Genomic DNA, 13,123 nt, shown 5'->3' on the forward strand with positions numbered 1-13,123 from the left:
TGTAGTTATTTTTTGCAGATTATTGTAAAGATAACATAAATCATACGAATTACCTTGTTAAGGGAATGTGAATGAGTCTAAATGCTTATTTTTATGAAAGGGGGTTTTCTCATAGGGATAGGATGTTTGATTTCAATTGGCGGGGGTATAGTGTGTAGTGTAAACGATAATCAAGCAGGAGGGTTTCTACATGGGTAAGAAAATTGCAGTTGTCTTAACAGATTACTTTGAGGATGTTGAATTCACCGAGCCTGCAAAAGCCTTTAAAGACGCAGGCCATGAGATCACAGTCATTGAAAACGAAAAAGGAAAAACAGTGAAAGGAAAGCAAGGAGAGGCAGAAGTAAGAGTCGATGCGTCTATCGATAACGTGAAACCAGAAGACTTCGATGCACTTCTGATTCCTGGCGGCTTCTCACCAGACATTCTGCGTGCGGATGATCGCTACGTGCAATTCACAAAAGCCTTTATGGACGAGAAAAAACCAGTATTTGCGATCTGTCATGGACCGCAATTGCTTATTACAGCGAAGACGCTGGAAGGAAGAGGCGCGACCGGCTATACATCCATTCAAGTAGATATGGAAAACGCAGGCGCCAAATTCAAAGATGAAGAAGTCGTCGTTTGTCAGGATCAGCTTGTCACAAGCCGTACACCTGATGACATTCCAGCATTTAACCGTGAATCATTAAAACTGCTCGCCAAATAAGTAGTTTTGACAGGATAAACAAAGCCAGCACCTTGCGAGGTGCTGGCTTTTTCTGTGCATGGATATAAGAAAGCGGCGTCAACCGCAATTCAGTATCAGGTGCACGATTATTTTCTTAAGCTTTTCAGCTCGCTTGCAATGGCTTGCATTTCACTTGGGCTGAATGAAGATTTTTTCATCACCATTTGGTGAAGAAATTCAATATCTTCATACTTATCTGGACTGAAGTCTTCTGCTTTGATGACTCCAATATTCAGCATATTGAGCTTTTGCGAAATGTCTTCAATCAGCTGATTGACTTCAGCCGCTTTTTGCTGTGACAAGGGCGGCACGTCCTTTCCTGCATGTGTCGAATAATATGTCTATTTTAACAGAAAAGCAAAAGAATAAAAGGGCTATTATGACGACACTGAAATGTTTTTTTCCTTTTTCTCCTCTTTGATCTTATCAATGATTCGTTTGGATTCAAACACCACAACACCTGATAAACCGATGAGTCCAATTAAGTTTGGAATGGCCATCAGTCCATTGAGCATATCTGCTACGCCCCAGACGAAGTCATTCTTAAACACGGCACCGAAAAAGACAGCTATCACAAACACGATACGATAATACATGACGTACGAATCCTTCGCCAAATATGTAAAGCATTTTTCCCCGTAATAGGACCAGCCAATGATGGTTGAATAAGCAAACAGGAGCAGCCCGATTGCCACGATGGTTGAGCCAGCTGGACCGAGGAAGTGAGCAAAGGATAACGAAGTCAGCGCATCACTTTTTTCTGTTAAATACATATCTGCCATGACAATCGTAATGCCAGTGATAGAACAAACAATGATGGTATCAATAAACACTTGCGTCATAGAGACGAGAGCTTGACGGGCAGGCATATCCGTTTTCGCAGCTGCAGCAGCAATTGGTGCTGATCCAAGACCAGCTTCATTGGAAAAGACGCCTCGTGCGACACCCCAGCGAATAACGGTTCCAATCGCACCACCTGCCACGGCTTGACCTGTAAAGGCATCTGAGAAAATAAGACTGACTGCGCCAGGAACAAGATCAGCATTCATGACAAGAATGATGAGCCCGCAAATGACGTAAAATAAAGCCATGACTGGTACAAAAATAGATGTCACTCGGCCGATACTTTTAATTCCGCCTAAAATCACGAGTGCCGTAAAGGCGGTAATGATGATACCTGTTACCCAAGTTGGAATTTGAAAAGTAGAATTCATGACGCCTGAGATGGAATTAGACTGTACCAGGTTGCCGATCCCAAAGGCAGCACTGGCACCGAAAACAGCAAATAGCACCCCTAGCCATTTCTGTTTTAAGCCATGCTCTAAATAATACATAGGTCCGCCAGACATTTCGCCTTTTTCGTTTTTGACCCTGTATTTTACAGCCAGAACAGCTTCTGCAAACTTGGTGGCCATCCCGAAAAATGCAGCAAACCACATCCAAAATACTGCACCAGGACCACCTGCAATGACAGCTGAGGCAACACCGACGATATTCCCTGTACCGACAGTTGCAGCAAGAGCCGTCATTAATGCTTGGAAATGGGAGATATCTCCCTCTGATGTTTTGTCTTGTTTTGAAAAAGCGAGCTTTAAAGAATAAGGAAGTAATCTAATTTGAATGAAGAGGATCCGAAAGGTGAGGTAGATTCCAGTACCAACAATTAAAATTAATAGGGGAGGCCCCCACAAAAAATTGTTCATCGTCGTGACAAATTGCTCAATGATTCCCATCTAATGTCCCCCTTTGTTTGTGTAATTCTCCTAAAGTTTCTCCTTTTTTTGTGTATTTTGTCAATGCCGATGGGAGTTTTTCTTGCAAAGTTTCCAAAAGAAAAAGGGCTTGATATGATAGAGAAAAGGTTTTCCAAAGGGACTCTTAGGGAAAAGATAGGAGGAGAATGAAGGATGATTCATGTATTATTTGTATGCCTCGGCAATATTTGCAGGTCACCGATGGCAGAGGCGATGTTTAGAAAACGAGTCGAAGACGAAGGGCTGAGTGAACACTTTGTGATTGATTCAGCAGGCATTGGCGGCTGGCATCAAGGCAGTCCTCCGCATGAAGGAACACGAAAGCTGCTTGATGAAAAGGGCATCAGCTATGAAGGAATGACGGCAAGACAAATCATGGATAAGGATATCACCACATACGACTATATCATTGCGATGGATGCTGAAAATGTAGGCGCCCTCCGCAGTTTAGCCGGCTATGGAAAACATCACTTTATTGGCCGTCTTCTTGACTTTGTAGAAGACGACGATCGAGACGATGTGCCAGATCCTTATTACACTGGGAACTTTGAGGAAGTACATGATTTAATTGAAACAGGAATTGATCGTTTTTTGACGTATGTAAAAAAAGAGAAACACCTTTAACTGAAAGGAGATCAGATGAGATGGAAGAGAACAAACAAATCGTGCTTCGGGGAGCTGTTATAGGCGCAGCCTGCGGCATATTGCTGACATTATTTCATCGTCCAACAAGAACTGCACTGAAAGAAAAATGGAATGACTGCCAGCAAAAGCTGGATGAATACCGCCTGGAGCCTGGCAAGATGTCTGCTTGCGTGAAGGAAAAAATGGAAGAAACGAAGCAATTGATGAGAACGGTCTCAGATGATTTGTCTTTTCTGAATGAACAGGTGAATCAGTTAAAGGAAACAACACCAAAGGTATTAGAGATTATTGAAGAAACAAAGGATCACTTTCAAAAGAAACAGAAAGATTGATCATTGGAGATGAGGCGTATGGGTTTTGTTAAAGCGTTAATTGGACGCTTTTTGCTGCATGAAGGACCGGCAAAATCAGCTGAACTTGCGTATTTCTTTTTGCTTTCATTATTTCCGTTTCTCATCTTCGTGCTGACGCTTGTTGGTTATTTGCCGCTGACATCAAAGGATGTTCTAAGCGTCATTTCTGGTTATGCGCCAGAGGGAGCGCTTTCGATGATTGAATCCATTGCCGAAGAGACGCTGAATAACCGTAACGGCGGATTGTTGTCATTCGGGATTATTGCCGCCCTATGGTCTGCATCCAACGGCATTAATGCGGTGGTCAGAGCATTTAACCACGCTTACGAAGTTGAGGAAAATCGTTCCTTCATTCTCGTACGTTTAACATCGATCATCTTAACCATTGCGATGGTGCTTACGATTATTTTTGCCTTGATGCTGCCTGTCTTTGGAAAAGAGCTTGGTTTATTCGTTGCCAAATTAGTAGGGCAGTCAGATGCGTTTCTCACCATTTGGACAGCCATGAGATGGATTATTAGTCCACTGATTTTACTGATTGTTTTTACATCCCTATATTATTTTGCCCCTAACATCAGGCTGAAATTGAAATTTGTGCTGCCGGGCGCCATATTTGCTTCTGTTGGCTGGATTCTCGTCAGCATGCTGTTCTCATTTTATGTAGGCGAATTTGCCAACTATAGTGCGATGTACGGGAGCATTGGGGGAATCATAATATTAATGATCTGGTTTTATTTAACCGGCATTATGATCATCCTCGGCGGCGAGCTCAATGCGCTTTTACATAAGCGTAAAATCGTACCAGGCAAGGTGTGAAGAAATCCGGGCATCCTAAAGGAGAACGAACATGTTCAATCTTGACGGATGGGGGAATAACGAATGTCTAAACAATCGAAAAAAGGCGGAAGCAACACAAAACAAAACAAAGGCCATCAGCCAAAGCACAAAACAAGTGGAAGTGCGAATGGGCAAAATGGGTATCACTAGATGAAAAAACTCCTCTGCATTGGTGCAGGGGAGTTTTTAATGAGAAATGGATTCGTTTGGAGTGTCGACCACTGACTGTGTACGCCCAAATCGAACACAACAAAATACAAATAAAATCACAATGCTGACAAGGTAAAGTAAATTCATGCCCTCGAACGTCTGCACAAAGAATCCGCCAAGAACCGGACCGAGAATACTTCCTGCACTAAACGCCATCCCGCACATCAAATTCCCAGCAGGCAGCAGATGCTTTGGCAATAAGTCCGTCATATAACTGATGCCAAGTGAGAAGGTCGAACCTACAGCCATACCTGCGATAAAGAAACAGATCGCAACAGCCAAAACGGACTGAATGAAAATCCCTGCTAAAAGGAAAAAGAATGAACCGACGAGTGTCACAACTAAAATCATGAGTCGTCTGCCGAAACGGTCACTCAGCATCCCAAGAGGAAGCTGAAAAACAATACTCCCAATCGCAAACGCAGGTAAAATAAACGCAACAGCATCTATCGTCACCCCACTTCTCAGCGCATACACAGGGAAGTTACTATTGAGCGTCGTTTCTAAAAAGCCATAGCAAAACGGCATCATAAACGCTACCCAGCCAAATTGAAACGCCTTCTTGAAGCGCTTCAAACTATTTGTCTGCTCTGACGTCTGCATTTCACCTGTATCAGGATATGTATTTTTTAAAACAAACACAAGCAGCCAAATACACAAACTAACTGCACCAGACACAATAAACGGCAAAGATGGATTGATTTCAATGAGTGGTGTTAAAAAAGGGCCGGCGGCAAAACCGAGTCCAAAGGATAACCCATACAATGAAATATTTCGCCCGCGATTTCTAGATGATGAGGCATAGGTTACCCACGTCTGTGTGGAGAAATGAAGCATATGATCACCGATGCCGATCATCAGCCGCAAGAAGAACCAGACGACATAAGATTCAATAAAGACAAAGCTAAACAAACTTAAAAAGACAGCAGCGCCCCCAATGACGATCAATGGTTTAAATCCGAAGCGGCGCAGCGGCGCTTCCATAAAAGGAGACGCAAGCAGCACGCCGATATATAAACCGGTGGCATGCAGTCCGTTTAACGTCGGGGAAGTGCCGGCATGTTCGAAAATAATCGAAATCACTGGCAGTAACGCTCCCTGCGAAAAACCAGATACGGATACAAGTAAAATTAAAATCATAAAATGAATTCTCGACATAAGAAGCTCCTTACAAGTTCATGCTTTCATCGTACAATGGAACCATAGGGGTTTCAATAGAAAGGTGGAAAAGGAATGAAGCTGATATACGAAAATGATCGGTGGGTCGCAAATGCTGATCAAAGGCAGCTACATATTTCAGGAAATGAAGAAGCGGGATACAGGCCGTATCAATTGTTCACCTCGGCTATTGCGGGCTGTTTTGGAGAAATGGTCATTCATGTATGCCGGAAAAAACGAATATCCTATCAAGGACTGACCATTACGCCTGAAACGACAAGAGAAGGAACTGTAAACAAAATCACTCATATTCATTTACATATGATCTTTGAAAGCATCAGCACCTCTGATGAACAGCTGGAAAAAGTAATGAAACTTGCGTTGAAGCATTGCTCCATGGTGCAATCCGTGAAAGGAACGATTGATATCACCCTTTCACACGAACGAATCTAAATGTATATGATGCCGGCACTCACGAAAGAATAACAGTCAGATATGATGTAAAGGAGATTGGCTGTATGAATCGTTTGTTTCTTGTGATTGTCGCAATCGGTGTTCCATTATCTGTAATTGGTAGTTTTCTTCATTTTCCGCAGGCTGTCATGTTCGCCGTCTATTGTATCGCCATCATCGGTCTTGCAAGTTATATGGGAAGAGCGACAGAGAGTCTTGCCATTATAGCGGGACCAAGAATTGGTGGGTTATTAAACGCTACTTTTGGAAATGCAGTGGAATTAATCATTTCATTTTTTGCATTAAAACAAGGACTCACCGCCATTGTCCTTGCTTCACTCACTGGCTCAGTGATCGGCAATTTACTGCTCGTGGCTGGATTGTCTTTTTTCGTTGGCGGATTGAAATTTAAACGACAAGAGTTCAATGTCCACGATGCAAGGCATAACTCTGGGCTGCTTATGTTTGCGATTATTGTGGCATTTGTCATTCCAGAAGTCTTTTCCATAGGGATGGCAGAAGATCGTCAATTTGCTTTAAGTATCGGCATTAGCATCGTGATGATTTTGCTTTATGTCGCAGCACTCTATTTCAAACTGGTCAGCCACAGAGGTGTTTATGTTGCCAAGCAGGAAATTACGGAAGGAGAAGCAGCGACGGAAGAAGAAACACCAGAATGGTCTGGGAAGTTTGCCACGGCGATTTTACTCCTTGCGACAATTGCTGTGGCGTATATTTCAGAGCGGCTCGTCCATACATTTGACACAGTCGGAGAACAGTTTGGCTGGAGTGAACTGTTTATCGGGGTCATCATTGTTGCGATTGTCGGTAATGCAGCAGAACACGCATCTGCTGTCATTATGGCGTATAAAAACAAAATGGATGTCGCGGTCGAAATTGCTTTCGGTTCTACGCTTCAAGTCGCCATGATGGTCGCACCGATCCTTGTGATCAGCTCTCTGTTTTTTGAAAAGCAAATGCCACTGATCTTCTCATTACCAGAGCTCATTGCCATGGCATCCTCTGTTTTACTAACGGTCATCCTTTCAAATGATGGGGATACGAACTGGTTTGAAGGTGCTACATTGCTCGCTGCCTATTTCATTATGGCGATTGGATTTTTCCTTTTATAATCTTTTGTGGATAAGGGACGTCTTTCGGGAAAATACTATGGAAAAATGAATGAGAAAGAGTGATGATATGAAAAAGATGCCCCGCATCATGTTTGTTGTTCTCTTATCCTTAAGTTTTCTATACAGTTTTCCAGCCGAGGCAGCAAAGCCGTTTAAGGTGCCATCGTCTGTCGCCAGTATCTCAAAGGAAAATACGTATCCAAATGCGTCACAAGATCAACCGCTGCTACAGCCGAGCGAGCTGACGGCCGAATTATTTAAAACAACAAGTGTACCAATTGAAAATACACATTTGATTAAAATGTTGAATGAATCCAGTATCTCAGGTACACCGTTAGCAGTTGGCTACAGGGCAACGATTTTTCTTGGAAGATGGGCACTTAGCTATGATTCAAACGAAACCGTCGCCAATTGGGAATACAAAAAAGTGAACACGAATCACATTGATAATAGAGGCGGAAACAAAACAGCCATCGGCAAATATGTGCAAAAGCAACAAGTAAAAGTAAGTGGAGGGCTCACAGCAAAAGTACCAAACCCAGAAGATGTGAAAACATTGATGATGCAAAAAGCCATCCAAAAAACAAAACTTCCGCTCGCCTTCGACACAGTGATTGGTGCAGGAACAAAGCGAGATCAGTCCTACCATGTATCTCCGAAAAAAGCAGCAACCCTGCATGCATACGCTCCAGCCATTAACGAAAAAGGAAAGGTTACTTACGGAGAAGTGTATCTTGTGCTCAAAGGAAATAAACGCAAACTCGTCGTGAAAAACGTGACCTCACAAGGAATTGGCGCTTGGATTCCTGTTCAGGATCACCTGACGTTTGGGTTTCAAGGGATGAATTAAAAACAGTCATCTCCTCTTACCAAGGGGAGATGACTGTTTTTTGATTAAGATGTCCTATCTTTTTTCTTTTTCATTTCATGAATGTAAAAATCAAAGGCGTTATATAAAACCCATACAAAGAAAAGAAAGAGAAAGACTTTAGTGAATATCGTCAAGTTGTTGAAAATTAAGCATAGGCCAATAAAAGGGAGGATCATAAAGCCATAATACGAAAACCACCATGTTTTAAAAATGAAACTCAGCTCCTTGGTTATTTGTGGAAACGACTCTTTCTTCATATTACATGGTCTTGAGTAGAACGTAAACCTTACCTAGACAATAAAAAAGCCAACGCAGAAGTTGAATGAACCCAACAACTACGATGGCTTAGCTGATTATTCCCCTAAATCCACATTATGATAAACTTGCTGCACGTCTTCAAGCTCTTCTAATACATCGATTAGTTTCTCGAATTGTGCTTTCGATTCATCATCTAATGTCACTTCGTTTTGAGGCAGCATTGTGATTTCGGCGACAGTAAATTCTTCTACGCCTGCCTGTTTGAACGCTTCTTGAACTTGATGGAATTGATCTGGTTCAGCATAGACGATCACCGTATCATCTTCTTCCATAATGTCACGTACATCAATGTCTGCTTCCATTAAAAGTTCAAGCGTTTCTTCTTCACTTTTCCCCTCGACACCGATCACCGCTGTTTGGTCAAACATGTAAGCAACAGATCCACTGACGCCCATATTTCCGCCGTTTTTCCCAAATGCTGCACGAACATCAGACGCTGTGCGGTTGACGTTATTGGTCAGGGCATCAACGATCACCATAGATCCGTTTGGACCAAATCCTTCGTAACGAAGCTCATCGAAGTTCTCTTCTGCGCCGCCTTTTGCTTTTTCAATCGCACGGTCCACAATGTGTTTTGGGACACTATATGTTTTTGCACGTTCTAGGACAAAACGAAGTGCTTGGTTTGATTCTGGATTTGGCTCACCTTGCTTGGCAGCCACATAGATTTCACGCCCGAATTTTGCGTAAATACGACTTGTATTGGCATCCTTTGATGCTTTCTTTTCTTTAATGTTGTTCCATTTACGACCCATCTTATTCACTCTCTTTCACTTAGTAAATACACAGTATGAGGGTCCCCATGCTGCATGAAATCAATCTGCTTTCTATTATACATGAATCAGTCAAGAGGATAGAAGTAAGAGGGCTGAAAAGAAAAGAATTCCTTAGCTGATATGTCCAAGTTGTTCAAGCGTCTTATTTTTCTCATGCGGTCTAGTCAGCTCATCACACCGAATGATTCTACCATCTAATAAAGTAAATAACGCCATCACATCTATTAGACCGTGGTCTCCTGTGGACAGCTCAACATGTACAGTGTAACGAAAACACCCTTGCTGAGTCTCTTCATCAAACAACATATCATGAAAGGCGGGGATGTCGAGCTGTTTGGTCATGACTTTTAATGTGGAGAGATGCTTTTTAAATTCATCAAGGGAAGAGACCTTTCCATCAGTGACTTGCTGATAATCTGAAGAAAAATAAGTCTCCACCTTTTCTATATCTAATTGGATTAACACCTCTTGATACATTTGCTTAATAAAAAAAATCGCTTCAGTTTTTCTCAATGTAAACATCCTTCCTTTTAGTTAATTGGTTAACTAAAAACAATCAAAAAAATAACCCCATCAAAATGAGGTTATTTTGCAGGCTGTGGATAGACGAGATCCTCAAGCAATTTCACATCATGCTGATGAAGTTGTGTGATCATTTCTTTTCGCACAGCGAGGGCGGCTTCGAAGTATTTTTCATCCTCGACCATTCCTTTTACGGTGATCTCAATCCCGCGATTCAATTTATTGAGCCCCATAATGCCATGAACCTGAAAAGGTTCAATGGCGTTTTGGAATTCATCTTTTTTCAGTAAATCATGATGCATTTGATTTAACTGATCACATGCTGTTTCTAGCGCCTTGAAAGCAATGTCAGGATTTTGGTTTGCGCTGATCAAGACTGACTCTGTGATTCGCATGTAGTGCATATTGTAGTTTTGGATTTGACGAATGTCTCCGTTTGAAATGGTTAACAGCTTGCCGCTCCATTCTCTAATTTGCAAAGACCGGAGACCAATTTCTTCAATGGTTCCGTTAAAAAGATTATTGACCGTCACATAGTCACCTTTATGAATTTGCCGTTCATAAATGAGGAAGATACCAGCTAAAATGTCACGAATCAAGGTTTGAGCACCAAAACCAATGACAATTCCAGCCACACCAGCCCCCGCAAGAATCTTCCCAAAGTCATGAAAGAATAAAGAAATCACATATAAGACAAAACATATGGAAGCTGTATACTTTGAAACTGATTTGACCAAGCTCTCAATCGTTTTTTTCTTTTTATCTTCAATGAATTCAGTGCGTTTAAAGAAAATCTGAAGCGCTTTGTTGATCATAAAGACGGCAAGCCAAAGAATGAGGCCAACAAGGAGAATTTCAATGTATTTGTTCTTGACCACTGTCAGAAATGTTTCGTCCATCTATCGGTTACCCCCTGGCTGTACGAGAAGTAAAATCAACATCTTGATAATAACTGTTTTTCACAAGAACATTCGGACCAAGGCATTGCACACTTGGGCAATGACAATTCAGTTCATTTGCCAATTTTGTGTTCATCCAGCGTGTATAAGCTGATTGCAACGTATCGGTTTCAATATTTCCTAATGGCGGTGTATCGCCAAAGTCTGTCACAATAATATTCCCATCAAAAATATTCACATTCAACCGTGAACGGCCATCAGGGTCATTTCGTACTGTCACATTTTTCGCTTGACGCAATCGAGTCAAGAGGCGCTGGTCTTCTTCATCTGTGCTGCATGAATAAAATGGCAATGTGCCAAACAGCATCCATGTGTTCTCATCACGAACATCGAGCAACTGATGAATCGCATCCCGCATTTGCGGAAGCGACAATGATTCAAGGGCGCTGGCAAAATCACTTGGATACATCGGATGAACTTCGTGGCGCTGGCATTTCATCTCGTCCACGATTTGACGATGGATGTGTTCAATATAAGGAAGCGTACGCTTATTCAGCATCGTTTCAGCAGATACGGTTACACCCGCTTTCACAAGGGCCTGACTATTCTCGATCATGCGGTTAAACAATTTTTCGCGCTGCTCAAAGGTTGGCTTTCGGTCCATCATTGCAAAACCAACCGTAGCAAACTCTTCGACTGTTCCCCAGTTATGTGAAATGTGTAGGACATCCAAGTATGGAATAATCTCTTCATATCGAGCCAAATCAAGCGTTAAATTCGAATTAATTTGGGTACGGACGCCGCGTTCATGGGCATACTTTAATAAAGGGACGACATATTCCCGTACAGATTTCAGAGACAGCATCGGCTCTCCGCCTGTAATGCTAAGGGAACGCAAGAGTGGTACTTCATCTAAACGGCGAAGCAGTAAATCGAGTGGCAGTGCATTCGGATCTTTTGGCTGCAAAGTATAGCCAACCGCACAGTGCTCACATCTCATGTTACACAACGTCGTTGTCGTCAATTCAATATTTGTCAGCTTCATTTCTCCGTAATCCTGCACATCGAGATAGGCTTCCCAAGGGTCGAATGCAGGTGTAATCGGACGAAGTGCTGTTTTTTGGTTCATGGTATCTATCTCCTTTTCATTCGGGCAAACATAGACCCGCCAACAGTTAATTTTAAGCCCCATCACCGTTATACGCAAGAGGGGACACAATTGATTTACAAAGGAAAAAAAGATAAGCTATAAACAAATGCTAAAGGGAGTGTATCTATGGGCAAGGCAGCAGACAGCAAAGAGCAGCAGGTTGATTATTTAAAGAACCGATTAGATATGTTTATGAATGTGATTGATTCATTAGATCCTGAATCCACAGACGTTGAGGATATAGACAGACTCATCCAGATGATTGACGACCTAGAAGCGAAATATGAACGATTTAAAACCGATTGGAAGGAAGAATAGCTCGCGCTGATGCGGGCTTTTTTCTTTAAATTGGCAGGTGAAAAAGTGTATGAGTACCCGGTATATTCTGCACAATAGAAGAAAAACCGGGAAGTGACGTAAATGAAAAAATGCATACTGATCTGTCTATGTGCGCTTTTTGTATCGATGCCTTTTTCAAACTTAGAAGCCGTGTCTAATCAGCCGATTCATTGGGGATTTGCTAAAAGCAAAGAGCACAAGCCAGCAGATGCCGGCAAGGAACTGACGACACTCTTAAAGAAATATGATGCTTACTATTTAGGAAATACGAAAAAGAAAGAGATTTATTTTACTTTCGACAATGGCTATGAAAATGGGTACACACCCAAAATCTTGGACGTACTGAAAAAGCATCAAGTACCGGGCACCTTTTTTGTGACTGGGCACTTCGTAAAGGACCAGCCCAAGCTCGTCAAACGTATGGCAGAGGAAGGTCATATTATTGGCAACCATTCCTATCACCATCCAGATTTAACAACAAAGAGCACGAAAGAAATCAAAGAAGAGCTAGATCGTGTCAATGAAGCGGTATACAAAATCACAGGAAAACAAGATAACCTCTACCTTCGTCCACCGCGCGGGGTGTTCAGTGAAAGGGTACTAAAGGAAACGAAACAGCTTGGCTACCAAACCGTTTTCTGGTCAGTAGCGTTTGTAGATTGGCACATCCACCATCAAAAAGGAAAACAGTATGCGTACAATCAAATGATGAAACAGGCGCATCCGGGTGCCATTTACTTACTTCATACCGTCTCAAGGGACAATGCCGAGGCACTTGATGATGCCATCACTGCTTTAAAAAAACAAGGATATACCTTTAAAAGCTTAGACGATCTCATGCTTGAAAAAGTATGGCATCTCCCTCAGCTATAGAAAAAAGCTTGCAGACATCTGCAAGTTTCAGCGTGTAGACAAACCCTCGCATTCTTTGTCAGTCCTGCGTGCCGGTGCTCACGAATGTGAAATTCGCTCCGC

At 42.2% G+C, this 13,123-nt stretch carries 17 protein-coding genes; 10 read left to right on the forward strand and 7 right to left on the reverse strand.

Features of this window, described 5'->3' with window-relative positions; translation table 11 throughout:
• Positions 1-190 precede the first annotated feature (190 nt).
• On the forward strand, positions 191-709 hold the full coding sequence (locus ACTJJQ_RS18935; protein WP_007496591.1) for a type 1 glutamine amidotransferase domain-containing protein: 519 nt from the start codon (positions 191-193) through the stop codon (positions 707-709).
• 107 nt (positions 710-816) lie between these two features.
• Here ACTJJQ_RS18935 and ACTJJQ_RS18940 read toward each other — a convergent pair whose 3' ends face one another.
• Together ACTJJQ_RS18940 and ACTJJQ_RS18945 are read right to left on the reverse strand one after the other, a co-directional pair.
• Complete coding sequence (locus ACTJJQ_RS18940) at positions 817-1,032, reverse strand: DUF1128 domain-containing protein (RefSeq protein ID WP_008341757.1); 216 nt, start codon at positions 1,030-1,032, stop codon at positions 817-819.
• A gap of 75 nt (positions 1,033-1,107) precedes the next feature.
• A complete protein-coding gene (locus tag ACTJJQ_RS18945) occupies positions 1,108-2,463 on the reverse strand; it encodes an alanine/glycine:cation symporter family protein (protein WP_039168032.1) in 1,356 nt (451 codons plus the stop codon).
• Between the two features lie 174 nt (positions 2,464-2,637).
• Here ACTJJQ_RS18945 and ACTJJQ_RS18950 point away from each other — a divergent pair, with 174 nt between their 5' ends.
• Genes ACTJJQ_RS18950 through ACTJJQ_RS18965 form a run of 4 tightly spaced genes read left to right on the forward strand, consistent with a single transcriptional unit; the run spans position 2,638 to position 4,473 of the window.
• Complete coding sequence (locus ACTJJQ_RS18950) at positions 2,638-3,108, forward strand: low molecular weight protein-tyrosine-phosphatase (RefSeq protein ID WP_008341755.1); 471 nt, start codon at positions 2,638-2,640, stop codon at positions 3,106-3,108.
• Between the two features lie 20 nt (positions 3,109-3,128).
• Entirely contained in the window at positions 3,129-3,461 is a 333-nt protein-coding gene (locus ACTJJQ_RS18955) for a hypothetical protein (RefSeq protein WP_035391343.1), read from the forward strand.
• A gap of 18 nt (positions 3,462-3,479) precedes the next feature.
• Complete coding sequence (locus ACTJJQ_RS18960; RefSeq protein ID WP_008341753.1) at positions 3,480-4,298, forward strand: YihY/virulence factor BrkB family protein; 819 nt, start codon at positions 3,480-3,482, stop codon at positions 4,296-4,298.
• 31 nt (positions 4,299-4,329) lie between these two features.
• Positions 4,330-4,473, forward strand: coding sequence for a hypothetical protein (locus ACTJJQ_RS18965; RefSeq protein WP_162484020.1), 144 nt, complete (start codon positions 4,330-4,332; stop codon positions 4,471-4,473).
• A 32-nt stretch (positions 4,474-4,505) separates the two neighbouring features.
• Here the strand turns inward: ACTJJQ_RS18965 and ACTJJQ_RS18970 are convergent, their stop codons facing one another.
• On the reverse strand, positions 4,506-5,687 hold the full coding sequence (locus ACTJJQ_RS18970) for an MFS transporter (RefSeq protein ID WP_440600506.1): 1,182 nt from the start codon (positions 5,685-5,687) through the stop codon (positions 4,506-4,508).
• 75 nt (positions 5,688-5,762) lie between these two features.
• Here ACTJJQ_RS18970 and ACTJJQ_RS18975 point away from each other — a divergent pair, with 75 nt between their 5' ends.
• The 3 genes from ACTJJQ_RS18975 to ACTJJQ_RS18985 all read left to right on the forward strand — a co-directional run bounded on the left by ACTJJQ_RS18975 (position 5,763) and on the right by ACTJJQ_RS18985 (position 8,123).
• Positions 5,763-6,140: an OsmC family protein gene (locus ACTJJQ_RS18975; protein WP_041090698.1), complete on the forward strand. Its 378-nt coding sequence runs from the start codon at positions 5,763-5,765 to the stop codon at positions 6,138-6,140.
• A gap of 65 nt (positions 6,141-6,205) precedes the next feature.
• A complete protein-coding gene (gene cax, locus ACTJJQ_RS18980; protein ID WP_440600507.1) occupies positions 6,206-7,273 on the forward strand; it encodes a calcium/proton exchanger in 1,068 nt (355 codons plus the stop codon).
• A gap of 67 nt (positions 7,274-7,340) precedes the next feature.
• Entirely contained in the window at positions 7,341-8,123 is a 783-nt protein-coding gene (locus ACTJJQ_RS18985; protein ID WP_017366830.1) for a YfkD famly protein, read from the forward strand.
• A gap of 374 nt (positions 8,124-8,497) precedes the next feature.
• On the opposite strand, the gene ACTJJQ_RS18990 is transcribed toward ACTJJQ_RS18985, so the two are convergent.
• The 4 genes from ACTJJQ_RS18990 to yfkAB all read right to left on the reverse strand — a co-directional run bounded on the left by ACTJJQ_RS18990 (position 8,498) and on the right by yfkAB (position 11,788).
• The gene (locus ACTJJQ_RS18990; protein ID WP_007496614.1) at positions 8,498-9,217 is read right to left on the reverse strand and encodes a YebC/PmpR family DNA-binding transcriptional regulator; all 720 of its coding nucleotides are present in this window, start codon (positions 9,215-9,217) and stop codon (positions 8,498-8,500) included.
• A gap of 132 nt (positions 9,218-9,349) precedes the next feature.
• A complete protein-coding gene (locus tag ACTJJQ_RS18995) occupies positions 9,350-9,751 on the reverse strand; it encodes a nuclear transport factor 2 family protein (RefSeq protein ID WP_017358797.1) in 402 nt (133 codons plus the stop codon).
• Between the two features lie 71 nt (positions 9,752-9,822).
• Complete coding sequence (locus ACTJJQ_RS19000) at positions 9,823-10,659, reverse strand: mechanosensitive ion channel family protein (RefSeq protein ID WP_025206933.1); 837 nt, start codon at positions 10,657-10,659, stop codon at positions 9,823-9,825.
• A 7-nt stretch (positions 10,660-10,666) separates the two neighbouring features.
• Positions 10,667-11,788, reverse strand: a complete 1,122-nt coding sequence (gene yfkAB, locus ACTJJQ_RS19005; protein WP_366968837.1) for a radical SAM/CxCxxxxC motif protein YfkAB — start codon at positions 11,786-11,788, stop codon at positions 10,667-10,669.
• Positions 11,789-11,935: 147 nt separating this feature from the next.
• Here yfkAB and ACTJJQ_RS19010 point away from each other — a divergent pair, with 147 nt between their 5' ends.
• Together ACTJJQ_RS19010 and pdaA are read left to right on the forward strand one after the other, a co-directional pair.
• On the forward strand, positions 11,936-12,127 hold the full coding sequence (locus tag ACTJJQ_RS19010) for an SE1561 family protein (RefSeq protein WP_003218031.1): 192 nt from the start codon (positions 11,936-11,938) through the stop codon (positions 12,125-12,127).
• 102 nt (positions 12,128-12,229) lie between these two features.
• Positions 12,230-13,021, forward strand: a complete 792-nt coding sequence (gene pdaA / locus ACTJJQ_RS19015) for a delta-lactam-biosynthetic de-N-acetylase (protein WP_440600508.1) — start codon at positions 12,230-12,232, stop codon at positions 13,019-13,021.
• Positions 13,022-13,123 lie beyond the last annotated feature (102 nt).

This window comes from Bacillus sp. 22483 (genome assembly GCF_052044605.1).
Classification (GTDB): domain Bacteria; phylum Bacillota; class Bacilli; order Bacillales; family Bacillaceae; genus Bacillus; species Bacillus altitudinis.

Coding starts and splice junctions, on each gene's coding strand:
- ACTJJQ_RS18955 (WP_035391343.1), top strand. CDS start 3,129: ATGGAAGAGAACAAACAAATCGTGCTTCGGGGAGCTGTTATAGGCGCA.
- ACTJJQ_RS18965 (WP_162484020.1), top strand. CDS start 4,330: ATGTTCAATCTTGACGGATGGGGGAATAACGAATGTCTAAACAATCGA.
- ACTJJQ_RS18975 (WP_041090698.1), top strand. CDS start 5,763: ATGAAGCTGATATACGAAAATGATCGGTGGGTCGCAAATGCTGATCAA.
- ACTJJQ_RS18985 (WP_017366830.1), top strand. CDS start 7,341: ATGAAAAAGATGCCCCGCATCATGTTTGTTGTTCTCTTATCCTTAAGT.
- ACTJJQ_RS18945 (WP_039168032.1), bottom strand. CDS start 2,463: ATGGGAATCATTGAGCAATTTGTCACGACGATGAACAATTTTTTGTGG.
- ACTJJQ_RS18935 (WP_007496591.1), top strand. CDS start 191: ATGGGTAAGAAAATTGCAGTTGTCTTAACAGATTACTTTGAGGATGTT.
- pdaA (WP_440600508.1), top strand. CDS start 12,230: ATGAAAAAATGCATACTGATCTGTCTATGTGCGCTTTTTGTATCGATG.
- ACTJJQ_RS18960 (WP_008341753.1), top strand. CDS start 3,480: ATGGGTTTTGTTAAAGCGTTAATTGGACGCTTTTTGCTGCATGAAGGA.
- ACTJJQ_RS18950 (WP_008341755.1), top strand. CDS start 2,638: ATGATTCATGTATTATTTGTATGCCTCGGCAATATTTGCAGGTCACCG.
- ACTJJQ_RS18990 (WP_007496614.1), bottom strand. CDS start 9,217: ATGGGTCGTAAATGGAACAACATTAAAGAAAAGAAAGCATCAAAGGAT.
- ACTJJQ_RS19000 (WP_025206933.1), bottom strand. CDS start 10,659: ATGGACGAAACATTTCTGACAGTGGTCAAGAACAAATACATTGAAATT.
- ACTJJQ_RS18970 (WP_440600506.1), bottom strand. CDS start 5,687: ATGTCGAGAATTCATTTTATGATTTTAATTTTACTTGTATCCGTATCT.
- cax (WP_440600507.1), top strand. CDS start 6,206: ATGAATCGTTTGTTTCTTGTGATTGTCGCAATCGGTGTTCCATTATCT.
- ACTJJQ_RS19010 (WP_003218031.1), top strand. CDS start 11,936: ATGGGCAAGGCAGCAGACAGCAAAGAGCAGCAGGTTGATTATTTAAAG.
- yfkAB (WP_366968837.1), bottom strand. CDS start 11,788: ATGAACCAAAAAACAGCACTTCGTCCGATTACACCTGCATTCGACCCT.